General features: G+C 44.2%; 23 protein-coding genes. 8 read left to right on the forward strand and 15 right to left on the reverse strand.

Annotated features, from left to right (window positions below):
- Positions 1-2 precede the first annotated feature (2 nt).
- The 5 genes from panB to dksA are packed head-to-tail and all read right to left on the reverse strand — an operon-like array spanning position 3 to position 4,256.
- A complete protein-coding gene (gene panB, locus MN199_RS02470) occupies positions 3-794 on the reverse strand; it encodes a 3-methyl-2-oxobutanoate hydroxymethyltransferase (protein ID WP_335738304.1) in 792 nt (263 codons plus the stop codon).
- 51 nt (positions 795-845) lie between these two features.
- Positions 846-1,340 carry a 2-amino-4-hydroxy-6-hydroxymethyldihydropteridine diphosphokinase gene (folK, locus tag MN199_RS02475; RefSeq protein WP_132581996.1) on the reverse strand — a complete coding sequence of 165 codons (495 nt, stop codon included), beginning with the start codon at positions 1,338-1,340 and terminating at the stop codon, positions 846-848.
- Positions 1,341-1,342: 2 nt separating this feature from the next.
- A complete protein-coding gene (gene pcnB, locus MN199_RS02480; protein WP_335738305.1) occupies positions 1,343-2,851 on the reverse strand; it encodes a polynucleotide adenylyltransferase PcnB in 1,509 nt (502 codons plus the stop codon).
- Between the two features lie 60 nt (positions 2,852-2,911).
- Complete coding sequence (gene gluQRS, locus MN199_RS02485) at positions 2,912-3,793, reverse strand: tRNA glutamyl-Q(34) synthetase GluQRS (RefSeq protein WP_335738306.1); 882 nt, start codon at positions 3,791-3,793, stop codon at positions 2,912-2,914.
- A 13-nt stretch (positions 3,794-3,806) separates the two neighbouring features.
- A complete protein-coding gene (gene dksA, locus MN199_RS02490) occupies positions 3,807-4,256 on the reverse strand; it encodes an RNA polymerase-binding protein DksA (protein WP_132582002.1) in 450 nt (149 codons plus the stop codon).
- A 257-nt stretch (positions 4,257-4,513) separates the two neighbouring features.
- Between dksA and pepB the strand changes: the two genes are divergently transcribed.
- The 6 genes from pepB to MN199_RS02520 all read left to right on the forward strand — a co-directional run bounded on the left by pepB (position 4,514) and on the right by MN199_RS02520 (position 15,297).
- Positions 4,514-5,806: an aminopeptidase PepB gene (gene pepB / locus MN199_RS02495; protein WP_132582004.1), complete on the forward strand. Its 1,293-nt coding sequence runs from the start codon at positions 4,514-4,516 to the stop codon at positions 5,804-5,806.
- A gap of 65 nt (positions 5,807-5,871) precedes the next feature.
- Positions 5,872-8,316, forward strand: coding sequence for an ATP-dependent helicase HrpB (gene hrpB / locus MN199_RS02500; protein WP_132582006.1), 2,445 nt, complete (start codon positions 5,872-5,874; stop codon positions 8,314-8,316).
- Entirely contained in the window at positions 8,313-10,592 is a 2,280-nt protein-coding gene (gene mrcB, locus MN199_RS02505; protein WP_335738307.1) for a penicillin-binding protein 1B, read from the forward strand. Before hrpB ends, mrcB begins: the two co-directional genes overlap by 4 nt.
- Positions 10,593-10,610: 18 nt before the next feature.
- Positions 10,611-12,764, forward strand: coding sequence for a winged helix-turn-helix domain-containing protein (locus MN199_RS02510; RefSeq protein WP_335738308.1), 2,154 nt, complete (start codon positions 10,611-10,613; stop codon positions 12,762-12,764).
- 120 nt (positions 12,765-12,884) lie between these two features.
- Entirely contained in the window at positions 12,885-13,112 is a 228-nt protein-coding gene (locus MN199_RS02515; RefSeq protein ID WP_335738309.1) for a hypothetical protein, read from the forward strand.
- Between the two features lie 106 nt (positions 13,113-13,218).
- The gene (locus MN199_RS02520; RefSeq protein ID WP_335738310.1) at positions 13,219-15,297 is read left to right on the forward strand and encodes a winged helix-turn-helix domain-containing protein; all 2,079 of its coding nucleotides are present in this window, start codon (positions 13,219-13,221) and stop codon (positions 15,295-15,297) included.
- A gap of 10 nt (positions 15,298-15,307) precedes the next feature.
- Here MN199_RS02520 and hemL read toward each other — a convergent pair whose 3' ends face one another.
- The 4 genes from hemL to MN199_RS02540 all read right to left on the reverse strand — a co-directional run bounded on the left by hemL (position 15,308) and on the right by MN199_RS02540 (position 19,876).
- The gene (gene hemL / locus MN199_RS02525) at positions 15,308-16,588 is read right to left on the reverse strand and encodes a glutamate-1-semialdehyde 2,1-aminomutase (protein WP_335738311.1); all 1,281 of its coding nucleotides are present in this window, start codon (positions 16,586-16,588) and stop codon (positions 15,308-15,310) included.
- A gap of 43 nt (positions 16,589-16,631) precedes the next feature.
- Positions 16,632-17,645, reverse strand: a complete 1,014-nt coding sequence (locus MN199_RS02530; protein WP_132582015.1) for an aspartate carbamoyltransferase — start codon at positions 17,643-17,645, stop codon at positions 16,632-16,634.
- Between the two features lie 93 nt (positions 17,646-17,738).
- Positions 17,739-18,173, reverse strand: coding sequence for a CopD family protein (locus tag MN199_RS02535; RefSeq protein WP_335738312.1), 435 nt, complete (start codon positions 18,171-18,173; stop codon positions 17,739-17,741).
- Positions 18,170-19,876, reverse strand: coding sequence for a chloride channel protein (locus MN199_RS02540; protein ID WP_132582019.1), 1,707 nt, complete (start codon positions 19,874-19,876; stop codon positions 18,170-18,172). The genes MN199_RS02535 and MN199_RS02540 overlap by 4 nt, the downstream gene beginning before the upstream one ends.
- Before the next feature lie 165 nt (positions 19,877-20,041).
- Here MN199_RS02540 and erpA point away from each other — a divergent pair, with 165 nt between their 5' ends.
- Complete coding sequence (gene erpA / locus MN199_RS02545; RefSeq protein WP_132582021.1) at positions 20,042-20,383, forward strand: iron-sulfur cluster insertion protein ErpA; 342 nt, start codon at positions 20,042-20,044, stop codon at positions 20,381-20,383.
- Between the two features lie 46 nt (positions 20,384-20,429).
- Here the strand turns inward: erpA and MN199_RS02550 are convergent, their stop codons facing one another.
- Positions 20,430-20,603: a hypothetical protein gene (locus MN199_RS02550; protein WP_165907370.1), complete on the reverse strand. Its 174-nt coding sequence runs from the start codon at positions 20,601-20,603 to the stop codon at positions 20,430-20,432.
- Between the two features lie 248 nt (positions 20,604-20,851).
- On the opposite strand from MN199_RS02550, the gene MN199_RS02555 reads away from it, so the two are divergent.
- Positions 20,852-21,094 (forward strand): helix-turn-helix domain-containing protein, encoded by a 243-nt coding sequence (locus MN199_RS02555; protein ID WP_132582023.1) that lies wholly within the window; start codon positions 20,852-20,854, stop codon positions 21,092-21,094.
- A 17-nt stretch (positions 21,095-21,111) separates the two neighbouring features.
- Here MN199_RS02555 and MN199_RS02560 read toward each other — a convergent pair whose 3' ends face one another.
- The 5 genes from MN199_RS02560 to MN199_RS02580 all read right to left on the reverse strand — a co-directional run bounded on the left by MN199_RS02560 (position 21,112) and on the right by MN199_RS02580 (position 25,200).
- Positions 21,112-22,446, reverse strand: a complete 1,335-nt coding sequence (locus MN199_RS02560) for an AmpG family muropeptide MFS transporter (protein WP_132582025.1) — start codon at positions 22,444-22,446, stop codon at positions 21,112-21,114.
- A gap of 66 nt (positions 22,447-22,512) precedes the next feature.
- Positions 22,513-22,833 (reverse strand): hypothetical protein, encoded by a 321-nt coding sequence (locus MN199_RS02565; RefSeq protein ID WP_132582027.1) that lies wholly within the window; start codon positions 22,831-22,833, stop codon positions 22,513-22,515.
- 54 nt (positions 22,834-22,887) lie between these two features.
- Positions 22,888-23,478: a peptidylprolyl isomerase gene (locus MN199_RS02570; protein WP_335738313.1), complete on the reverse strand. Its 591-nt coding sequence runs from the start codon at positions 23,476-23,478 to the stop codon at positions 22,888-22,890.
- Position 23,479: 1 nt separating this feature from the next.
- Positions 23,480-24,034, reverse strand: coding sequence for a YajG family lipoprotein (locus MN199_RS02575; protein ID WP_335738314.1), 555 nt, complete (start codon positions 24,032-24,034; stop codon positions 23,480-23,482).
- A gap of 2 nt (positions 24,035-24,036) precedes the next feature.
- Positions 24,037-25,200 carry a methyltransferase gene (locus MN199_RS02580; protein ID WP_132582033.1) on the reverse strand — a complete coding sequence of 388 codons (1,164 nt, stop codon included), beginning with the start codon at positions 25,198-25,200 and terminating at the stop codon, positions 24,037-24,039.
- Positions 25,201-25,206: the final 6 nt, after the last annotated feature.

Consider the following 25,206-nt stretch of genomic DNA (forward strand, 5'->3'; position numbering starts at 1 on the left):
CTTTAAAAACTATGTTCGTTACCAGGGAAAGTTTGGTTTTTTACTTCGCTAACGTAAGCACTGATTGCACTTCTTATCTCACCAGTTTGCGCAAGATAGTTCTTAGAAAACTTAGGGATATAGCCGCTGCTGATGCCTAACAAGTCGTGCATAACTAATACTTGGCCGTCGGTGACGTTACCGGCACCAATACCAATAACCGGTATAGTTAATGCGTCGGTAATTTGCTTGGCCAACGCTGTTGGAATGCATTCTAGCACTAGTAGCTGTGCCCCCGCGTCCTGCAAGGCTTTAGCCTGAGCTATCATGGCGGCGGCTGCAGCATCGGTTTTACCTTGTACTTTATAGCCACCAAAAATATTTACTGACTGTGGCGTTAAGCCTAAATGGCCACATACCGGCACACCACGTTCGGTTAGCGCTTTTACCGTAGCTAATAAAAACTCACCACCTTCAAGCTTTACCATGTTGGCACCCGCTTGCATTAGCGGTACTACGCTTTGCATAGTTTGCTCTACCGAGGTGTAGCTCATAAACGGCATATCGGCAATAACAAAGGCGTCGGGAGCACCTGCGCGTACAGCGCGGGTATGGTAGGCAATATCGTTAGTAGTGACGGCTAGGGTGTCATTTTTTCCGTGCAGTACCATGCCTAATGAATCACCTATTAGCAGTGTTTCTACACCTTGTTCGGCAAATAGCTTAGCAAAGCTGGCATCGTAGGCTGTAAGCATGGTGATTTTTTCACCTTGCAGTTTCATTTTTTGTAATACGGCAGTGGTGATTTTAGCCATAATATCTCATCCGACCAATTCGCAGGAGGCGCAAGATCGCACAAAGTGCGATTAGCTGCAACTGCTATCAAGTTTTTGCAGGCCATTACGCGGCAGCTGCCCAAGTATAGACGTTAGCGTTGTGCCATCGGGCAACACCAGCTGCGGTGCAATGTCATGCAGTGGATACAACACAAACTCGCGGCTACGCATACCATAGTGCGGCACAGTTAAACGTGCCGTGTTAATGATGTGGTCGCCATACAGCAAAATATCTAAATCTAGCGTGCGTGGCCCCCAACGCTCGGCTTTACGCTTACGGCCTTGCAGTTGCTCTATTTGTTGCAGTGCATCAAGTAACTGCTCGGCTTCTAGCTTAGTATCTAAAGCGACAACAGCATTAACGTAGTCGGGCTGATCTTGTGGCCCCATAGGTTTAGAGCCATAAAAATCAGACACAGCGATTAGGCTGCAAAGTGGTAAATTACGCAATGCTTCTACCGCTAGTTGCAGTTGCGCTATAGGTTGCTCTAAATTAGCCCCTAAACCAAGATAACAGCGTTGCATGTTTACGACTCTGACGATTTGCGTTTATAGCTGCGTCTGCGGCGTGGACCTTTATCGATGCCTTCTTTACCTAAGTGATTTATTAGTTGTAAGCGGCCTGCTTCGTCAGCAAATTGGAAACGTTCCCACCACAGTGCTAATTCTGGCAAGCCGCTGTCTTGGGCTTCAGCTTTGGCACGCAGCTGTAAAAAGTCATATGCGCCACGAAATTTGGGTTGTTCAAGCAGTTTAAATGCGCGACGGCCAGCCCGTTTTGTTAAACGACTTTGCAATGCCCAGATATCTCGCATCGCCAGTGTAAAGCGTTTCGGAATAGCGATAGTGCGCTGGATATCGTCTAAAACTTCAGTCATAGCAATATTCATGGCATCAATTTCACTTAAACCATCAATAACTAGGGCCTGACTGCGTAGTTCTACTGGATACCATAGTAATGCGGCAAAAATAAACGCCGGCGTCACTGGTTTGTCCGCATCAACGCGTTCATCGGTATTTTGTAGTGCTTTTGTCGCCAATTGAAAAGCTTTACCGGCCGGATCTTGATTGATCAGCTTATCTAGCTGCGGCAGCAGTTGCTTTAATACCTTGGTGTCGCGCATTAGCATAAAGTTATCAAAGGCTTTACCAACTAGCAGTAATTTTACTAGTTCGTCAAATAAACGTGCTGGCGGTATGTTTTTCAGCATTACGGCAAGTTGCGCTATAGGTTCTGCTGTAGCTGGAGCAATTTGCATATTTAATTTAGTGGCAAAGCGAATGGCACGTAAAATACGTACTGGATCTTCACGGTAGCGGGTTTCTGGATCGCCAATCAGCTCAATTTTACGTTCTGCTATAGCCTGCATGCCGTTGGCAAAATCGTATACCGAAAAATCGCTTACTGAGTAATATAAGGCATTAATAGTAAAATCACGCCGTTCGGCATCTTCTTCAATAGTGCCATATACGTTGTCACGTAAAATTTGGCCATGATCGCTTAAACTTGCAGTTTTCTGCTTAGGAGCAACATCAGTTTCATCGTCGGCGCCACTATGGTGACCACGAAAGGTGGCTACTTCAATGATCTCGCGGCCAAAAACCACATGTGCTAAGCGAAAGCGGCGGCCAATTAAACGGCAATTACGAAATACTTGCTTTACTTGCTCGGGGTTGGCGCTAGTAACCACATCGAAATCTTTTGGTTTAATACCTAACAGTAGGTCGCGAATACAGCCGCCAACTAAGTAAGCATCAAAACCTGCATCTTTAAGCCGGTAGAGTACTTTAAGCGCATTAGGGCTGATATCTTTGCGTGATATAGCGTGCTGATCACGTGTTATGCGTTGCACCGCTGGCAGTAAGCTGGCAGCAGCAGGGGCACGAGGCGCACGCACCGGAGTTGGTGTGGTATTTGCTCGGCTAATTTCTTGGGCTTTATTAGCCTTGGACTTACCGCTGATGGTTCTGCGGCAAAAATCTAACACTCGCGAAATAATGGTAATTCTCCTGAGCAATACCGTTTTATACGGCATTTTTAAAAACGGGCTAATAATACCGCAGCTAGGCAGAAAAAAGAATTAATCGGCCGACGCTTAACGAAATTCTGTCATATTTATTTCCAATTGTGCAGGTATTTGCTCCAACTGCCAATTTTTACTCGCCCAGAGCAGCTGTTCTGTTACCGGTGCTTGGTGTAACTCTTGGGGCGGCGTATGCCCTAAGAAGCTTAAAACCTGAGTTAAAACGCTATTTGCCGACCATTGGCTAATTGCCGTGGCGTAGTTTTGCTTGCTGAGTTTAAAGCCTGGCGCTAACACCGCCAGTGGTAGGTGGCCATAGCTGGGTGGCTTTGCTTTTAGTAATTGGCATAAAGCGTGTTGACGCGGCGTCATCGGTAATAAGTCCGCACCACGAATAACTTCAGTAATACCTTGAGCAATATCATCAATAACTACAACCAACTGGTATGAAAATAAACCATCGCGACGTTTAACTATGTAGTCTTCGTTGGCAAGTTTGGTACTTATATGCTGCTCGCCAAAAATACGATCAGTAAAATAGGGTTGTACGTTGTTGCTGCAAAGACGCCAAGCGAGTTTACCGGAATGTAATTGGCGTGGGGCACAATAGTTATTATAAATACCGCCCAGCTCACTTATATGCTTACGGCTACACTGGCAACCATAAACCAGCTGTTGTTGTTGTAATTGTTGAAAAATATCTTGGTAGCGGTCAAGCCGTTGGCTTTGATAAACCACCGTGCTATCCCAGTTTAGGCCATATTGCTCTAGAGTACGCAGAATATCGCTGTCCATACCAGCAACCATGCGTGGAGTATCAATATCTTCCATGCGCACTAGCCATTGGCCATGCTGGCTTTTCGCCTGCAAGTAACTACCAACTGCAGCAATAAGGGAGCCAAAATGAAGAGGGCCGGAAGGCGAGGGCGCAAACCGGCCTATATAAGTAGGCATAACACCGGGCATCTTAGCCGCCCAGTTGTTTTTCCTTAATTTCAGCTAAGGTTTTGCAATCGATACACATATCGGCAGTAGGGCGAGCCTCTAACCGTTTAATACCAATTTCAATACCGCAGGTGTCACAGAATCCGAAATCATCATCTTCGATTTGCTGTAACGTTTTTTCAATTTTCTTCAGTAGCTTACGCTCACGATCACGGGCGCGCAGTTCCAAGCTAAACTCTTCTTCTTGGGCGGCGCGGTCTACTGGATCCGGAAAGTTAGCCGCTTCGTCAGCCATATGATTTTTGGTACGATCTACTTCTTCGCGTAACTGTTGACGCCAAGCGTCCAGAATACGACGGAAATGTTCCAATTGCTTCGGGTTCATGTACTCTTCCCCGACAGCTTCTTGATAAGGTACTACGCCTGCAAGGGCTAGTAAGCCAAGAGTTTTGTTAGTATTGCCCTCTGGCATAATCATCTCCTGTAAAATGCCAAGCCAACATAATGGCGGCTATGGATAGCAGAATATTGCACGCATCGCAATCTGATTTAAAAGACGCGGCAGTATACAGATAGCCTATAGCAACGTCATCTTTTTTCGAACGGCACGGTATAGCATTGTACTTAACTTGTTGCAACTGCAAAATGACGTGTCGGTGTTTTACCAGCAAAGCCTTGTGATACACTCTAGACCATAAATAAGCGATATTTAGTCAACAAGGACAACTTATGTTAGACGTGGTGCAAATTCAATTACAGTCAACTAATGCGGCAGATAAATGGGGCAAAGCATTAATAACACCCGTAGCCGATGGTTTTCAAATTCATTTTAATCAGCAAGATGCCCTACGCAGTGTGCAAAAAGCGGCCCGCAGCTTAGACAACTTTGGCTTAACACAGGTACAGCTAACGGGTGAGCTTTGGAGTGTCGAGCTTCAGTGGGCGTTTTATCAAGGTTTTTGTTCAGCGAAAAAACAAGCTGGAGTAACGTTTTGTGGTGATGCCGCGACACAAACGCAACTTAAGCATTTAGTGCAGTGTTTTGCTTGGGCGAAAAAAGTTATTAATCAAGCACCAGAAGATTTGTACCCTGAACAGCTTGCAAAAGCCGCGATAGCCTTTATTACTGACGTTGCTGCACCTGGTACAGTGCAAAGCCAAATATTACTGGATGAGCAACTATTAGCATCAGGTTGGCATGGCTTGCATGCGGTTGGCCGCGGTAGTGCACGTAAACCAGCAATGTTGGTGTTAGATTTTAATCCAACAGCTAATGCTAATACGCCAGTGAGTGCAGCTTTAGTGGGCAAGGGAATAACGTTTGATAGCGGCGGTTACTCGATTAAAGCTACCGAAGGTATGTTAACTATGAAATGTGATATGGGTGGTGCTGCAACGGTAACTGCTGCATTAGCACTGGCCATATTGCAGGGCTTAACTAAGCGAGTAAAACTTATTTTATGTTGTGCTGAAAACCTGATTAGCAGCAATGCCTACAAATTAGGTGACATTATTACCTATAAAAATGGCACCACGGTTGAGATTGTTAATACCGATGCTGAAGGTCGTTTAGTGTTAGCCGATGGTTTAATGTGTGCAGCAGAAACTGGGGCGAAATTAATTATTGATGCGGCAACGCTTACCGGCGCAGCAGTAACTGCGGTAGGTGCAGAATATAATGCTTTATTCGCACTAGATAAACCACTGGCGCAAAAAGCGCTAGCGTATGCGCAACAGGTACAAGAACCAACCTGGCCATTACCCTTAGAACTTTGGCATCAGCAGCAGTGCCCATCAGCTTATGCTGATACCGCTAATAGCAGGCCGGTAAAAGGCGGTGGTGCCGGCGGTGCCAGTAACGCTGCTGGTTTTTTAAGTCGTTTTGTACCGAACAACGGCGCAGGTTGGCTACATTTTGATTTAGCTGCCGCCTTTAACAACAATAATAGTGGTTATTGGGCCGCTGGCGCTACTGGGCAAGGTATTCGTACCATCAGCGCCACATTATTAGCTGAAGCCTAATTAAATTTGCCGCACCTTAGCAACTAAGGTGCGGCTTACTAACTCTATTTAAGTTGGATTAACCGTTGTTACCTGTTGCTGATGTGCTGCCAGAATTGCTGTTGTTATTGCAGCAACATAATAAAGTTGTATTGTCGGCTCCACCCGGTGCTGGCAAATCGACCTTCCTACCGCTGTATTTATTACAGCATCCAAGTTATGCCAAAAAAACCTTGTTGATGTTAGAACCGCGCCGACTAGCGGCGAAAAATATTGCCGCTTATTTAGCTCAACAGTTAGGGGAAGCTGTTGGCGAAACCGTTGGTTATCAAATTCGCCAAGAACATAAGCATAGTGCTAAAACACGGTTACTTATTGTTACTGAAGGTATATTAACGCGTAAGTTACAGCAAGATCCTGAGCTATCTGACGTTGACCTGCTATTGTTTGACGAATTTCACGAGCGCTCGTTACATGCCGATTTAGCGCTAGCATTGTGCTTAGAGGTGCAACAGCTGCGACCCGAGTTACAGCTGCTTATTATGTCAGCAACATTAGACATGACTCATTTAGGTCAAGCACTACAAGCTCCAACCTTGCAAAGCGAGGGGCGTAGCTATCCGGTCACTATTGATTATGTACTACCCGAACAACAACCTATACCGGCGCAAATTGCGCGTGTGGTGCAGCAAGCTCTGCAGCGGCATTCGGGTAATGTTTTGGTATTTTTACCGGGACAAAGTGAAATTCAGCAGTGCGCGCAGTTATTAGTAAAGCAAGGCTTGCCGGATAATACTCAGCTGCACTTATTACTCGGTAGCTTAACACTAGCACAGCAGCAAGCCGCTATTGCCGCACCACCGGCAGGGCAACGCAAAATAGTATTATCTACTAATTTGGCTGAAACCAGTTTAACCATAGACGGTATTACCGTAGTTATTGATAGTGGACTGTGTCGGCAAAGTCGGTTTAATCCACGCCAGGGTTTAAGCGTGCTAGAAACCGCTGCTATTAGCCAAGCTGCCGCGACACAAAGGGCTGGCCGAGCGGGCCGGTTACTAGCAGGCCATTGTTACCGACTAGATACTGCAGAAAAATGGCAACGTCGGGCGCGGTTTGAAGCACCAGAAATTGATAGTAGCGATCTAACTGCACTGCGTTTAGAGGTGGCAGCTTGGGGCTGTCAGATTAACGATTTACATTGGCTTACACCGCCACCGGTTGCGCATATAGTGGTGGCTGAGCAACTGCTGCAGCAATTAGGTTTTATTGATACCAAAGGCGTTATTACCGCTAAAGGCCGAGCTGCGCACCAACTTGGCACCGAGCCTAGGCTGGCCGCAATGTTATTGCATGCAAAAACGTTAGAGCAGCAAGGCCATGCTGGTGCTATGGCATTAGCTTGTTTGTTAGCGGCATTAATGGAAGATAGCCGCGTATTACAAGATGATATCTACAGCTTGCTGGGTAGAATGAAGCAAACTTTGCCTCAGCAATGGCAACAAGCACAGAGCTTTGCTCGGATCTTAGGTTGTCAGCTTAGTGCGGCAATGCCGACTGAATTAACGCCGATACTTTTATTGCGCGCTGTTCCCGATCGATTAGCCAAACATCGCGGCCAGGGTTATCAGTTATCAAACGGTATTGGTGCAACGTTACAACCGCATCACAGCTTAACCGGGCAAGCTTGGTTAGTGGTTTTATATATACAACAGTTTGGTCGCGAAAATCGTATCTATCATGCGGTGGCTATTACGCCTGAGCAGCTGATGGCAGACTGGCAAGATGAATTATGCTGGCAGACCCAAACCTTTTGGGATGATAAAGTCGGTAGTTTTTATACCGAACAGCAACTTAATTTTGGCCAGTGTCAGCTAGCGGCTAAACCTGCGCTATTACAGTTAAGTGCTGAACAAAAGCAACAGGCGTGGCTAAACTACATTACATCTAAAGGGCTTACTTGCTTAAATTGGAGCGATAGTGCATTGCAACTGCGTAGTCGAGTTTTGCTGTTGCAGCAAAAGCAGCCCAATGTCGGTTGGCCAGATTTTTCTGATAGCACTTTGCTGAGCAGCATAAATAGTTGGTTGGGCGCATATTTAGCTAATATTAGTAAGAGTGCAGCACTGCAGCAACTGCCGGTGTATGAAGCATTAATGCAGTGTTTAAGCTATACGCAGCAGCAACTGTTAAATCAGCTATTACCTACACACTGGCAAGCGCCTACCGGTTCCAATATAAAAATTGATTACTTGCCCGATGCTGGGCCAAGGCTTTCAGTGCGTGTTCAGGAAATGTATGGTCAAATGCAGTCACCGACGTTACTGCAAGGTAGCCAAAATATTACTATCGAGTTGTTATCGCCATCGCGACAGCCATTACAGGTAACACAAAATTTGGCTAGTTTTTGGCAAAACGCTTGGCAAGATGTACGAAAAGAAATGCGCGGGCGTTATCCAAAACACTATTGGCCAGAAAATCCGGCGCAGGCAATGCCAACAACAAAAACAAAAAAGGCGATGCTAAAGTGAGTAAAAGCAACACAACTAACCGAGTAAAGCCAAAAGCTAAATCAACAAAACCTAGACCAAAATTGGTGATTTATATACAGCGCATAGCCATGTTGTTGCTTAAGTTGGCAATATTAGCGCTGTTGGTTATGGTATTTTATCTGGTTTATCTTGATAGCAAAATCAGCAAAAAATTTGCTGGCCAAAAATGGCAAGTGCCGGCACAAATTTATGCCCATAGTATGGAATTAGTACCAGGTAAGTTAATCAGCCAGCAGCAACTTATAGCCCAGTTAGAAAGCCTACAGTATCAGCGCAATGCTGAACTATCTGCGCCCGGACAATATAGCGTATCGCGCAACCATATTACTATTTATCGTCGCCCGTTTACTTACATCGACGGCTACGAAGCCGCACAGTTATTTAGCGTCGAGTTTAATCGCAGTGGCATTAACCGCATCATGCAGCGCCAACAAAAAGAAGGGCTTAATTTTGCTCGGCTTGAACCGCAGTTAATTGAACATTTAGTTGCCGCACAACAAGAAGACCGCGAACTGGTGCGCTTAGAACAGGTACCTGAATTATTCAAAGATACACTGTTGTTAGTCGAAGACCGTGAGTTTTATCACCATCATGGCGTATCTCCGCTGTCAGTACTGCGTGCATTATGGGTAAATATGGTGGCGGGGCGCACGGTACAGGGCGGCTCAACACTTACTCAGCAGTTAGCTAAAAATATGTTTCTTAGTAGTGATCGCACTATTTGGCGTAAAGCTAATGAAGCGCTAATCGCCTTGGTATTAGATTACCGTTTTAACAAAGATCAAATTTTAGAAGCCTACCTAAACGAAGTGTTTGTTGGACAAAACTACGCCAATGCTGTGCATGGTGTTGGCCTTGGTAGCCGGTTTTATTTTGGTAAACCGCTAAGCGAACTGCAACCCGCAGAATATGCCTTACTGATTGGTTTACTAAAAGGCCCGTCTTATTTTGATCCTCGTCGCTCCCCCGAGCGTGCGCAACAGCGCCGAGATTTGGTATTGCGCTTAATGTTTGAACAGCACTTGTTAGACCGACAACAGTACGAACATGCGGTTAAACAAGCGATAACAGTTATATCGCGCAACCAATATCTTAATGTCGGTAATGCAGCGTACATAGATGCGGTTAAAAAGGAATTACGCCAGTTAAGTATTGATGCCAATGATAAAAATCAGGGTATTAAAGTATTTACCTATTTAGACACCCAAGCACAACTTGCTGCTGAACAAGCGACAAAAGCGCAGTTGGCAGGGCTTGATCCTGAACTGCAAGCGGCAGTAATTGTTGCAAATTATCAGCAGGCCGAAATTATTGCTATGGTTGGCAGTAAAGATGCTGTGCAAGGTGGCTTTAATCGAGCTATAGATGCTAAGCGCCAAATAGGTAGCATTATTAAGCCGGTGATCTATTTAGAAGCCTTAGCACAACAAGGGCGTTATTCATTAGCATCGATGCTAGAAGATGTGCCAATAAGGTTGCGCAGCAATGATCAAGATTGGCAGCCACAAAATTTTGATAAGCAACACCGCGGCCCGGTAATGCTAATTGACGCCTTAGCCAACTCGCTAAACGTACCCACAGTGCGTTTAGGATTACAGGTTGGTTTACCGGCAGTAGGTGATGGTTTAAGAAAGTTGGGCTTACGCCGAAAAGTAAAGTTACATCCTGCCGCGCTTCTTGGCGCCATTGAATTAAGCCCACTTGAGGTTACACAACTGTATCAAACCATTGCGAATAATGGCTTGCATCAGCAATTAACCACCATTCAGGCGATAACCGATAGCAGTGGGCATGTATTACATTTACGCGATACTCCGCTAACGCGGCGTTACAAAGAAGAAGAAGTATATTTGTTGCAATATGCATTAATGCAGGCAGCAAAAACCGGTACCGCAAAAGCATTGCAAACAGCGTTTCCAGGGCAAATTCTGGCGGGTAAAACGGGGACGTCGAGTGATTATCGTGACAGCTGGTTTAGTGGTTTTGATCAAGACACACTGACGACGGTTTGGTTGGGGCGGGATGATAACAAAACGATAGGGCTTACCGGCTCAACCGGAGCCTTAGGTGTATTTAGCCGGTTTTACCGTCAGCATGGTGTTAATTCGATGCTGCGCGTTATACCTGACAAGATTTCTTTACAGGCATTTTCGTTAAAAACAGGTTATCCGCAAGGATCTAATTGTTTTAACATATTGTTATTACCAGCGATTTCAGTTGAAATGCCAGTAATGTCTAAATGTATCGCAGAATAACATCGGTTATCGGAACTTATGGCAATAAAACCTGAAAGCCCCTTGCAAGTGGGTGAATGGCAGTATTTACCTGAGCAAGACAAACTGGTGCAGTTTGCTAGCGACGGAAAAATAGCTGTTACCGCAGACTTAGATAACCTGTCACAAAAGGTAGCTAACTATTTTATTGTTAATGCGGGAAGGCTCGTTACCAAAGACGAGTTATTACAGGACGTATGGGGTATTCGCGACGTATCGGACGGTCGCGTTACCCGCGTTATCCGCGTATTACGTGTCGCTTTAGGTGATGATACTCGTGAACCTCGTTATATCGAAACCATTCCCAAGCGCGGCTATCGCTTTATTGCGCCGGTGTCTGTAATTCAGAATGCAGTAAATATATATAATGGCGAACCATCAGACGCTGTTACTAGTAGCGACGAACCGCAAAAGTTAAAGCGTTTAGTAATGTATGTCTTAGTACTACTGCTGCTTGTATCAGCACTTTTTTGGTGGCTATGGCCTGCCGATTCAGGTGCAGTAGAGAAAATGGCAACGGATATCCCAATGCTGCGCTACAAACCTGTCACTTCGATGGATGGTTTAGAGTTTTACCATAACGTTTCTGCTGATGAGCGGTATCTTGCTTTTAGCTATGCTAGTCCGGATGCTGAAAGTGTGACTGTGCTGATGTTACAGGATTTACTGGAGTACAAACAAACACGGATTACAGAACCTAGCTACAGCAGTTTTGGTGCGGCATTTAGCCCAGATAACAAACAAATTGCTTATCACAGGATGTATCCGGATGGTGCTTGTGAGATTCGTGTTATTAAACTTAACTTAGAAAAACTAACAGTTGCTAGCGATGATCTTGTTGTAACTTGTGGTGTTAATTCCATTTCGTCTCGTATCTCATGGTCTCCAGATGGTAATTATCTAATTTATCCAACCATGAGTGCACAAAAGCAAATGGTCATTATGCTTAAACCTGTGCATAGCGGGCTTGCTGAACAGCTTACTGTGCCGCCACCAAATAGCTTTGGTGATTATGCTGCGAGATTTTCACGTAATGGTTCCAAGATACTTTTTTTACGTGATGCAGCTGGAGCGGCTCAGTTATGGATATTAAACTTATCGAGCCGAGAAACAAAAATGCTGACTAACATCACTGATACTATGCCGGGAAATGCTGATTGGGATCTTACTAATAATGCTATTATTTATCCTTCAGGGCCCACGACACTCAGCAAGGTAGATGTTAATAGCGGTGAAGTTAAAGTTATCGCTTACACTGATTCTTCAGCTTCGGAAATTCAAATTGCCAAAAGTGGTAGGGTTTATGCCAGTGTTGGCAATTTTTCGCATATCAATATTACTAAAACACCCAATATGTTGCATAATTCTAAAGTGTCTACACAGACCGTATTTAGCTCTAACCGAAACGAAAGTTTGGTTGAAGTAAGCCCAATAGCGGGTGATCCTATTGCTGTGGTCTCTAGACGCTCGGGTTTGCCACAAGTTTGGTTATTTTACCCCGACGGTAGTCAAAAACAAATTACGTTTTTTAACACTAGAGAGCGCTTTAGAAGCTTAGTATTTTCACCAGATGGTAAAACTTTAGCAGCGCAGGTAAATAACGAAGTATGGTTATTGTCAGCCACTCAGTCACCAAGAAAAGTTGCTACCGGCGGCGATAATTTAATTTCCTCACCAGTATGGAGTAGCGATGGAAGTGCCATCTATTATGCAGAATCAAAAAATGCTCGTTGGAATATTATTCGTTTAATTATCTCTGGCGAAGAGGAAACAGCGAGCATATTTGCTGAAAACCGAGAGCTATATATTGAAAGTTATGATGGCAAATACAGTATATGGCGTGATGCAATTAGCAAAAAGTTTTACGTGCGATGGCATAGCAATAACAAAGTAGAAGAATTGCCGATTCAGCTGCCAGAAAATCAACTTTGGCTGAAGTTTCAGTTGAAAAGTAAAGGTGTGTACTTTACCTATTTACTGAATGATATTAACTATCAGCTGCAATATTATGATTTCACCACCCGCGAACTATCCATTGCTATAGAATCAAATTTATACCACAGCCGCTTCAGCTTATCGCCTGATGAGGAGTCGGTGTATATACTACAATCGGTTCGCGGTGACTTTGATATTGCTCAAATTGATTTGCCCTAAGTGTTTTATAACCACTTTATAATAATTTCGTAGAGATTAAATAAGATTAAAATACTAGCTTGGTCACGATGCATATATAAATACTTCGACGTTATCAACATTTTACTTAGGGCTAAAAATATGAAAGTAAGTATATTAGGGTTGGCAGCCGGAATGGCTTTATTAGCCGTAGCAACCAGTGACACTGTAATTGAATCTAATAATAACTCGGCAGAGCTTATTGCTTGTGGCTGGTTTCCCTTGTGTGGTGATCCAGATATCTATAACCCAATGATAGAACCTAAAGATTCAAAATCAAAAACAGACAGCAAAGATAACAAGAACGATAAAAACGCTAAATTAGCATAAGAAGTTTTTCAGCTGTTTGATGAATGCGTTAGTAAACGGAAGCGCTAAACATTTTGTCGAGTTAATGTATACTCCGCCCAGATAGTTTGCAGTAGGGCGGTTGTTAATGTTGAATATTCACGCTGTGGTACAGTTTGGTGATTGGTACTATCAGGTGATATATGGTCAGTTATGGCCTGTTAATCAGCCAATGACAAGTGAACATATGGTTCGGCTTGAACCGCGGCTGCATAGTCTACTCAATTTTTTTCTACAACATCCCAATACCTTACTAGCAAAAGACATCCTAATAGATAAAGTTTGGCCAGCAAATGAAGGCACAGACGCTGCCGTTATGCGTGCAGTTGGCGCTTTGCGTAAGGTATTAGGCGATGATGCGCGCACTCCGGTTTATATAGCAACAGCATCTAAAAAAGGCTATTGCTGGCTTGCTGAGGTTCAGGCTGCTTCTCCTACTGATACACCAATAATTAATGCCGACGTTGAAATAGACCATGCTACAGTGCCAATTAACGCTGACGTTATCGCTAAACCGTGGCCATGGCGCTTTATGGTTGCCACTACACTCACCGTGATTTTAGGCTGCGCCAGTGTGGCTTTTGTTCTAGCAAAATTTACCGCGACACCTTTAATTCGACTACCAGATAGTATAGTGCCAATTAGCGCATTAAGCGGGCAAGAATATTGGCCGGCACTTAACGCTAACCAAACGCATGTGATTTATCAGCATAAAGCACTTGAGACTACGGCATTAAATTGGAGTATACAAAATCTTACTGATTTGCGCGTGAGGCATACATCCGAGCGTTATCTGCAGTTATCGCAAGCAATTTGGTTAGATGATCAACATATCGTGTTCCGTGGCATTAAAGCTGACACGGACTGTCATTTTTATCGTCAGCAATTGTTACCAAGTATTGGTGCAGCTGAAATGCTATGGCCATGTAACACGGTGTTGGCCCAAGGTCTAACCGCATGGCAAGGTCAGTTGCTGTGGTTAGACCGCGATAGCAACAATAACTCACAACTGTGGCAAGGAACGCCAGATAAACCTGCAAAGATGTTAAGTGTGCTGCCAAATGCGTGGCGTAAGCTTGAGCACCTATTAGTTAGTAATAACAGTGCATATTTACTGGCTGAAGAGACGGTAAATAATAGTATTTTGTTAAAGCTTGACCTACCTAATGGCGCGTTAGAGTTAGTTAAACGTTTTCCGTTTATTGTTAGTCAGTTTTCTTGGTGGGATCAGTCTCAGCTGCTTCTTTCGCCACAAGATCTTGAGCTGGAAATAGTTGACATTCTCAGTTTAACTAGCCAAAAACTTGGGCCGTTATCACGCAACCTAACGCAGGCTATACGCTACCCTGGCCAGGTAATAGCAGTGCAATACCTTAACTATACGACCGATATCTTTGAGGTTTCAACCCGGCCGCAATTGCCTGAAGTTACAACTTATAAACCGTGGCATGTTAGTAACCGCAGTGAGCGTTTGCTGGCAGCAAGTGCAGAAAAAATCGCCTTTGTATCAGAACGTACTGGGAATAATGAAATTTGGTTAGCCCAAGGCGCAGATAGCATCCAACTTGCGCGGCTGCCGGATGATCAGCAGGTGCAACAGTTGTTGTGGCATAAAGGTAATTTGCTCGTGCTGCTCAATAGTCAGTTATATACATTAGATATTGTTAAGCCTGCACTGATACCGCAATTGGCGCAGCCCACTAGCCCTGGACGTTATGCCAGTTGCGAAGATGTGTTGTATTGGACCGAACTGACTAATGATGGTTGGGCGTTGTTTACGCAAACACATGATACGAAGCAACTTGTCCATCGTGGCGTAGTTGATGTGCGCTGTGCACCAGAACAAACGCTAGTATTGCAGTTTGCTGAAAATAACAACTTGATGCTACGGCACAACGATGGCCGCCTTGCGCAGTTACCCGTACAAATTAATTGGCGCCAGCAAAATGCTGAACAGTGGTTTGTTGATAGAAGTGGTATTTATTGGCTAGATCAAGCCAACCATAGAATACAGGCTTATGCATGGCTAGAAGGCGGGGCTCAAAGTTTCGCTTTGCCGCAATCACAGCCACCGGTGGCAATATACAGTAAGGGTAAAGGGGTGGGTTATATCGTGCAGCCAAGGCTGCACGATACCGATATTGTTTGGTTAAAAAACCGTCGCTAAAGCTGTAAGTTTATAATTGTTTAAAACTATGCTCTGCTGCGGCTATGGTTTGTGCTAGGTCGTCATCGCTGTGTGCTAGTGACAAGAAACCCGCTTCATACGCTGACGGCGCTAAATAAATACCTTGATCTAACATAAGATGGAAGAACTGTTTAAAGGCGTTGATATCGCACTGGGTCGCTTGTTGAAAGTTAGTAACAGTGGTTTCTTTGCTAAAGAACATACCGAACATGCCACCAACCTGATTCGTGGCAAAGGGAACGCCGTGCTTAGCTGCTGCTGCGCTAATGCCTTGAATTAATGTCGTGGTTTTTGCGGTTAGCGCTTCATACACGCCAGGTTTGCTAATGGCGGTTAAGGCCGCTAAGCCTGCAGCCATAGCAATAGGGTTACCAGATAGTGTGCCCGCCTGATACACCGCACCTAGCGGCGCTATATGCTGCATAATTTCACGTTTACCACCAAAAGCGCCTACTGGCATGCCGCCGCCAATAATTTTGCCCAGCGTGGTTAGGTCTGGTTTTACGTTATAAAACGCTTGTGCGCCACCTAAGGCTACACGAAAACCTGTCATAACTTCATCAAAAATGAGCACTGCGCCGTATTGATCACACAGTTGGCGTAAGCCTTCAAGAAAACCTGGTGCTGGCGGTATACAGTTCATATTGCCGGCTACTGGCTCAACAATAATACAGGCGATGTCGCTACCGTGCTCGGCAAACAGTTGCTGCAATTGTGCTAAGTTATTAAATTCGCTAGTGAGCGTATATTTAGCAAAATCGGCCGGTACGCCAGGTGAGTTTGGTACGCCTAAAGTTAATGCACCTGATCCCGCTTTAACCAATAATGAGTCGGCATGGCCATGATAGCAGCCTTCAAACTTAACAATGGTATTACGGCCGGTGTAGCCGCGCGCTAAACGTATAGCGCTCATGGTTGCTTCAGTACCAGAGCTCACCATACGTAGCATTTCCATACTTGGCACTAGTTGGCTGACTAATTCAGCCATAGTCACTTCGGCCGGGCAAGGCGCGCCAAAGCTTAAACCTTTAGCTGCCGCATTGATTACCGCATTGCGAATATCTGGATGGTTATGCCCCAGTAACATTGGGCCCCAAGAGCCAATGTAGTCGATATAGCGTTTACCATCGACATCATATAAATAGGCACCATCAGCACGGTCAATAAATACTGGCGTGCCACCGACACTTTTGAAAGCGCGAACCGGTGAGTTTACGCCGCCAGGAATAGTATGCTGAGCACGTTGAAATAATTCTGCAGATAAAGACATTAATTAGGTTCCAGTAAGTAAGGTTAAAAAGATTACGGCACTGTTAGCCACTGTGTTTATTGCTATACCAAGGTACGGCGCATTCATAGTTAGTGAGAATATTTTCAACACCCAAGGTTAAGGCAAATAGTGCCATGCGCACTAAAATACCGTTATCAGCTTGGCGAAAAATAGCTAAATTGGGGTTTAGGTTTAAGTCGTTGTCTAGCTCATTTGCTTCAGCTCTCGAGTCACGCGGTAACGGGTGCATAATTACGGTGTTCGACTTGCAGTACTTGGTATAAATTTCCTGATTAAGGCGGAATTTACCACGGTATAAGTTGGCTTCATCTTTTGATGGGAAACGCTCTTCCTGAATACGAGTTTGATAGACAATATCAGCGTTAACGTTACCTTCAAGCACCTCGGTTATATGCACCTGGTGGCCTGCATTTTCTATGGCACTGATAATATCATCAGGCATCGCTAGCTCTTTGGGTGCAATTAACGTGAAGCGAACATCTTTGTACAGCGCCAGCAGTTTAGATAACGAATGTACAGTACGGCCAAATTTTAAATCACCCACCATCGCGATATGCATGCCATCAATAGTCAAGCCGGAACCGGCAAGTTCGCGTTCAATAGTAAATAAATCTAGTAAGGCTTGGGTTGGGTGCTCATTCGCACCGTCGCCACCGTTGATCACCGGCACTCGGCTACCTAAAGCAAATTCTGCAACAGAGCCAGATTGCGGATGGCGCATAGCGATAACATCGCTGTAGCTACTAATAACCCGAGCGGTATCAAATAACGATTCACCTTTAGACAAGGCTGATGACTCCATACCGGTGGTTTCGCGCACTTCGCCACCTAGCAGGTTAAACGCACAACCAAAACTGACACGGGTGCGAGTACTGGGTTCAAAAAATAAGTTACCAAGAATCGCACCTTCAAGTACCTTGGTGCGTTTTTGCCGACTGGCATAAGGTTGCATGCTGCGTGCTATTTGAAAAACATGTTGAATGTTGTCGCGGTCAAACTGGCTTACAGAAAGAATGTGGTCGCCTTTAAAGCTCATAGTCAGTGCTCTTTTCGCTGAAAATTAACAGAGGCCGGAACCGGCATTATTGCGGCGTATTATAGGCGAATTTAGCTAGTAAAAGCGAATGTGTTACCACATAGGTTTAATGTAAGCGAGTAATACCACAGCAAGCAAAACCAGTACTGGCAGCTCATTAAATATACGATAAAAACGTGGGCTACGCTGGTTGCGGTTATGTTTAAAGTCGGCCAACAATTTAAAACAATAAATATGGTAAACGTACAACAAGCTGACTAACACTAGTTTGATATGTAACCAGTGGCTGGCTGCAAACCAAGCTGTGCCGTAGTGATAAATGACTAAGCTGCCAAATACCAGCGTTAGGATGGCAAAGGGCGTAACAAAATACAGTAACCGGCGTTCCATAATTTTAAATTCGGCATCGCAATCAGGACTTTGCGTGCTAGCGTGATAAACAAACAGTCGGGGTAAATAAAAAATACCGGCAAACCAAGCCACCATAAAAAATACATGCAACGCTTTAAAAACAAGAATAGTGGTCATAATAAGTTATTCTGCTCTACTAGTAAGCTGCGGACTTGGTCCCAGCGAATAATACCAATTAGTTGCGGCATATCTTGCTCGCGATAAATATATACCGCACCTTCGCGCCGGTCTTCGAGAATAGCAAATACTTCTGCCATCGTCGCTTGATGATTAACACCTCGTAGCGGCAGATACTGAATGGCGTTATTGCCCGATAGCGATAGCTGTACGTCATAACTGGCGAGAAAGTACTCCGTAGCGTTATTGTTTGTGCGCTGCACCAATAATTGGTGTGGTGGTTCTAGTTTATCTAAAGCCTGCTGTACTTGTTGCTCGTCAGGGTTGTTGAGTAAATGATATTGATTATCCAATAGGGCTAATACGCCTACTTTTTGCAATACGTCATCAGCCGGTGACAGTTTATAGGGCATTTGCAGAAAATCGAGTTGTAGTAAGAAAATTGACTTAGTATTAAAAAACTGCACGCCGGTAATATAGGCGGTGGTGATCACCAGCATGGCGGGAATAATAATAGTGGGGTTGTGAGCTAGCTCCATTACGGCCACTAGCGCTGCAAGCGGCGCATGCATAGTGGCCGCCATTAAACCCGCCATACCTAAAACGGCGTAGGTGCCGGCAATGCTGCTATCGCCGATCACGGCTGATGGAATAATAGCTAATAGCGTACCTAGTACAATTCCTATACCAAACACTGGGCCAATTACGCCACCGGGCACGCCTAAACCTAAAGCAAATAGCGTAAGCAGCATCTTGCCAATAAATATTGTTAACAGCAGTGTAATATCATCTGGCGCATTAACGGCATAAAAAATGGCGCCAGTTTCAGCACCCATAGCTTGTGGAATAACATAGCCTACTGCGGCTGTAAGCAATGCAGCTAATAGTAAGCGTGCCGTAAATGGCCAGTTTTTAAATAGCTTGATTAAGCGCATCATGTTTTTATTAAACACAAAAGCCAGCGCACCAAACACGATGCCGCAAAGCACTAAGTAGGGCAGATGCCAGCCACTAATAGGAATAATATTAAGCAATGACAGCTCGTTGACGCTATCAAACACGCCTTGAGTTACTAATGCGCCAACTACAGATGACAGCATAATAGGAATAAATACGTGCACGCGATATTCGCGCAGTACTACTTCCATCACAAAAATAACAGCGGCCAACGGCGTATTAAACGAAGCAGAAATACCCGCAGCAATACCGCAGCCAGCGAGAATACGTATGCTGTTATAAGGCAGCTGTAGATATTTACCTAAGGTGCTAGCGGCATAGGCACCAAGATGCACCGATGGGCCTTCTCGGCCTACAGAAAAACCACTGGCCAAGGCTAAAATACCACCAAAAAATTGATTGAGCGTATTACGGGTAGGCATAATACCGTATTTCAATTTAATACGGTGAATAACAAAGGGAATGCCTAGGCGATAATGCTTATAACCGGTAAGCCACGCAAACACGGCAATCAGTAGTGCGCCGCCAATCGGCAGTAGCCAGCGAATATCGGCACTGGCAGTAGAGAAATCATCGGCGCGGTCCAAAAAGAAACTTTGTAGGCCAATAATAGCTAAACGAAACAGGATAATAAGCGTAGCCGCCGCTAAGCCACCGAGCATACCTAAAAGGCACAGTTGTAGCGATGTTTGCGGTAATGCTAACTGACGTTGTAAAGACGGAAGCCAGATTTTCCAGCGTTGCATAAGCCATAACACCCGTATTAGTTAGCTAATAGTTTAACATAAGTTGCTGAGTTAGCAGCGCTAATCTAGGTTTTGTTAATGATTAAGCGACAGTGTTGGCTAATACTTGAATAAAACAGTCAGGTATTAGATAATTCGCATCTTAGCTAAACCTGTGGAGTTGTTATGTCAGAGCCCGCTGTACCAATTGAATTTACTGAAGCCGCAGCGCGAAAAGTAGCGTTGTTGGTAAGTGAAGAGGAAAATCCAGAGCTTAAGTTACGGGTTTATATTACAGGTGGCGGTTGTTCAGGTTTTCAGTACGGTTTTACCTTCGATGAAAAAGTGAATGATGGTGACTTTGTAGTAGAAAAACAGGGCGTATCTATGGTTATTGACCCCATGAGTTTGCAATACTTAATGGGCGGTGTGGTTGATTACATTGATGGGTTGCAGGGTAGCCGTTTTACTGTGCAAAACCCTAACGCTACCACTACCTGTGGTTGTGGCTCGTCGTTTTCCGTTTAAATGTACTTAAGCGTAAACTAAAAAATACACTTGCTGTTGATCTAGCTTAGCGCTGTGTCAGCAGCATGATTACCCATAATGTCGCAGCCAACACAACATTAAAGCCAATAATATAACTAAAGCCTTTCCAGCCCTGCTTTATGCCCCAGCCATACTGCCGTATATAGGCATACCAAGCACCACACATAATCAATGGTAGAAGAAATAGTAGTTTTATCATGATCTTTCTCTCTAGCTGTAATACCTAGTATTTTAACATGTCGTTACACCAAGTTATTCAGGTGCTTGTAAATTATAGTTTTTTAAAGTGTAAAGTTCTTATACAAATTTTAACGCTTGTAGCTGTACGCTTGTCGCATCCTGTGGTTTAATTAACCGATTTATCTTGCTTATTGCATTTGCAATAAGGTTTGGAATGGCAGGAAGTATTATACATATAAAAGCGTTACACGCTGGGAGAAGAGCAACATGAAAGGTACAAAGAGCGTTATTTCTGATGAAAACAAACGTTTATGCGTTTGGTTAAAGCGTCAACGTCAAGAGAAAGGCCATACGATGCGTAGCTTGTCAGAAATATTAGGTACGCCGCATTCCTTTATCGGCAAGGTTGAAAACCAAGAACGCAGATTAGATGTAATAGAATACGTGCGTTATTGCCAAGCACTAGAAGTTGACCCCGGCGAAGGGTTAAACCAAGTGCTATCGGTATAGTTGTTGGCACAACACCGCTAAATGGCGGTGTTGTGGTTTTGTTTACCGTATTTGGCTAGTAGTATAATTAAAATTAATGCTGGAGCGCCTAGCAGCGCAGTAATAATAAAAAATTGATTATAACCCACCTGTTCTACCCAAGCCCCAGAAAAACCGCCAACAAATTTAGGCAGCAGCAACATTAATGAGCTAAACATCGCGTACTGCGTAGCGGTAAATGCCCGGTTCACCAGCGACGATAAATAAGCAATAAACGCACTGGTAGCGATACCAGCACTGAGATTGTCAGCTGAAATAATCAAAGTAAGCCAAGTAATGTCATAACCAATTTGGCTTAGTGCGGCAAATAATAAGTTGGTTAGCGCGCTTAATAACGCGCCAAGAAACAAAATTCGCATAGTGCCAAGCTTGTTAATTAGCACGCCGCCGAGACCTGCGCCGATTAACGTCATTACTACACCATACAGTTTAGATATGCTGGCAACTTCTTCTTTGCTATAGCCCATATCAACGTAAAATGCGTTAGCCATTACGCCCATAACAATGTCGGTTAATCTGTAGCATGCAATTAATGCTAGCATCATTAAGGCTAACCATTTGTAGCGACTGAAAAAATCAATAAAGGGAGCAAGCACCGCCTGTTTTAACCAATGCAAGAAGCGAGTAAATATATTGCCTTCAATGCTAAGGTGTTGCTTTAACTCGCTATCTGGTTCTTTGCTAAGTAGTGTGGTAATAATGCCGGGCAGCATACACAACGCCATAACAACGTAAGCAAATTGCCAGCCTGATAAATCATAATTACTGTCTTTAGAAAACACTGCCGCTAACCAAAGCGTGCCGGCAGAGGCGAGGATCATCGCTAGCCTGTAACCGGTAAGGTACGCCGCCGCTAACGCAGCTTGTAACTGTTCTGGTGCACTTTCAATACGAAAAGCGTCAACATTAATATCTTGGGTGGCTGAAGCGAATGCCAGTATTACCGCAAATATTGCCATTAATGCTAAATCTTGTTGCGGGTCCATGTTCGCCATGCAAAGTATAGCTGCGACAACCAAAAATTGAGATAACACTAGCCAGCTGCGGCGACGGCCTAACTTATGGTGCAAAAAAGGAATTTGCAGATGATCGGCCAGTGGTGACCAGAGCCATTTAATGGCGTACGCCAAAGCTACCCAGCTAAAGTAACCAATGTCGGTGCGCGACACGCCGGCCTCGCGCAGCCAAAACGACAGCACACCAAACACCAACATTAATGGCAAACCACTGGAAAAGCCTAGAATAAAAATAGCGAGTACTCGGCGTTGGCAATAAATGCTTAGGCTGCTAAGCCAAGTTAAATAGTAAGGCAAGAGGGTTACCAGTAAACTGCTGTAATATTCTAGTAGCTTACCTATCAACAACTTGTGGTCAAGTGTTTATGGTCTTATTCCAATACAGTTATTTGGCGCTATGCCACAGCCCTTTAAATAACTAACACAATCTTGAATATTGCGCCTAAGCAGTTTGTTTTCTCGTAAGGTAACGTCGGGCCAAAATTCAAGTTGATGGATCAGGTGCCAGAATACTTGTTCTTGACGAGTGTAAGGTAATTGTAGGGCCTGATTAAGCTGAGCCCATTCTTCTAAGGTATCCCAGACAAACAGGTGTAGCTCGCTATGTTGCAAACGACCAAGAAAATAACGCGAAATGTAGAAAACTAATTGCTTAGATTTCTGCTCGATAAATAGGTTAGTCATATTGGGCTTAACAGTACCTAATAATTAACACTGTTAAGCCAAGTATAGTCGGTTTTATTGCTCTGGCAGTACGATAACGGTTTTTAGCAGTACCTTTTCTACCGGCACATTTGGCCAGCCCAGTTCAACGGAAGTATCCGTTTGAATTGCACTGATTTTCTCAATAACGTCAAGGCCTGAAGTAATATAACCAAATACGGCATAACCCCAACTGCGACCAGGATCAAGGTGGCTGTTATCGGCTAAATTAAAGAAAAACTGGCTAGTGGCACTGTGTGGTTCGGTCAGCCTAGCCATGGCAATAGTGCCCAGTTGGTTTTTCAAGCCGTTACCCGATTCATTAAAAATAGCTTTCAGCTCTGCTATCGGCTTATAGTTGGCATCGTAGCCGCCGCCTTGCAGCACAAACTCAGGCTCTAACCGATGAAATAGCGTATTGTCGTAGGATTTCTGCTTTACATAACTAAGAAAATTATTAACGCTAATTGGTGCTTTGCTGCGATCTAGCTCTACAATTATCTCGCCATATGACGTAATCAGTTTTACCTTTGGGTATAAGTTATTTGGCTGAATAAACTGTCCCGGATTGGCATAAGCGGTTGCGTTGCCAACTAGCAGTAATAAAGCAAAAAAACAGCTGCGCATGCTATTGCTCCTTTATTACCTGTTGCCAAGAGCCATCTTGCAGTAGCTGCACTAACACTTGTTCGGTTAATACACGTAGCTCACGTTCTACCGCCGCAATATCCATTTTAAACGGCGCAGTAAAGCTGCTGTCGCCAGAATAGGTTTTGCTAAGTAAACCCTGAGAACTTTGTACCTGAACCGTCAGTGCCACCTGATTCGTTACTACATGTTCTAGAGTACGTTGCTCAACCAAGGCTTGTAGTTGGGCTATTTTTATCGTCATTTGCGTGCTGCTATTTACATCAAGTCTTGCGCCTTGATCAATAAGCGCTTGAGATAGCGTTTGTTCTAATTGCGCACGCACATCATTGCTAGTAGCAATTTGTTGTACCTTATTGCCATTACGCACCCGTAACGAGTATGCAACACCACGCTCATCCGTCACTGCAAACGCAAATTGAGCTTGTTGTAGTTGATTCGATTGCGACAGAAATACTTGGGGTGCCAGAATAAAGCTAGGTATTGTGCTACTACAACCGGCTAATAGTATTGCTGCTAGTATAATAAAACGCATTATTAACTCCTTTTAACCACTTCTAAAATGACAAATTTTGCATCGGCAGCCAGTTGTCGGCAATTACCAAACAAACGTGTTAAAACATCGCTATAACCTAAATGACGGTTTGCCACTATACGCAGGTGACCACCTTGTTTTAGCACTCTTTTTGCATCAGTAAACATTTGCAATGCAATATGGCTGGTAACTATTTGGTTCTGATGAAACGGTGGATTACATAAAACGTAATCGGCTGTTCTATCTGCTTGCAGGCTTAGGCAATCATCGACCACAAATTGGCAGTATGCTAATTGTTCAGGAAAATTGGCCGCTACTGTCATTTTGGCGGAATCTACAGCCATGTATGATTCATCGCAATAAATTAACTGAATATCTTTGCCCTGAGCCAATATTGGCAAACTCAATACACCATTGCCACAGCCGAGATCAATAACCACATCATTTAGCTTAACTAAGGGTAGATGCTGCAGAAAAAAGCGCGCACCTTGGTCCAATTTTTCTCGTGAGAACACATTCGCATGGTTTATCAGTATATAAGGTGAATTCTCTAGCGGCCAACGTAGCGGAAAGGCTAGGGTTTCTGTATCGCGCAGTGCAGGGTTAAACTGACAGCTAATTAGGCGGCACTTTTTAACCGTTAATGACGCGCTCGCCTCACCTAAACAGTTATTAAACATTGCTAGCACATTACGGTTAATATCTTTGGCTTTGGCACTAGCTAAGATAATACTGTCAGTGGTTACTACCTTTGCCAGTTGCTGCAAAATATAGTGCAGATAACTATGATTATTCGGTAGTTTTAGTAGCACAATATCCGCTGAGTTTGGCAATGGCTCAATACTGCTTTGTTGTTGCAGATTAGCAATGCCTAAAGTGTTTTGCTCTCTATTATACAGGCTGCCACGGGCCGCAAGTACCGAGTCGTTTATTTGTACCTGAGCATACTTTGCTAAAGCACAAGATAACGCGCCAAAACTATCATTAATAATCAGTAAATTTGGTTGGCGATTATGCTGCATAAAAAACTGAACCGCCGCTTGCTGCGTATGCTCTATCAGTAATTCGTCTGCCGCATCCCAAGCTTGTAGGCTGGTATTGGGCTGCTGTAACGGCCAGCGACATAATTGCAAGTTGTTACCCGCATAACTAAAAGTAGTATTCATAGTGCC

The organism is Rheinheimera metallidurans (assembly GCF_036983985.1).
Taxonomy (GTDB): Bacteria; Pseudomonadota; Gammaproteobacteria; order Enterobacterales; family Alteromonadaceae; genus Alishewanella; species Alishewanella metallidurans.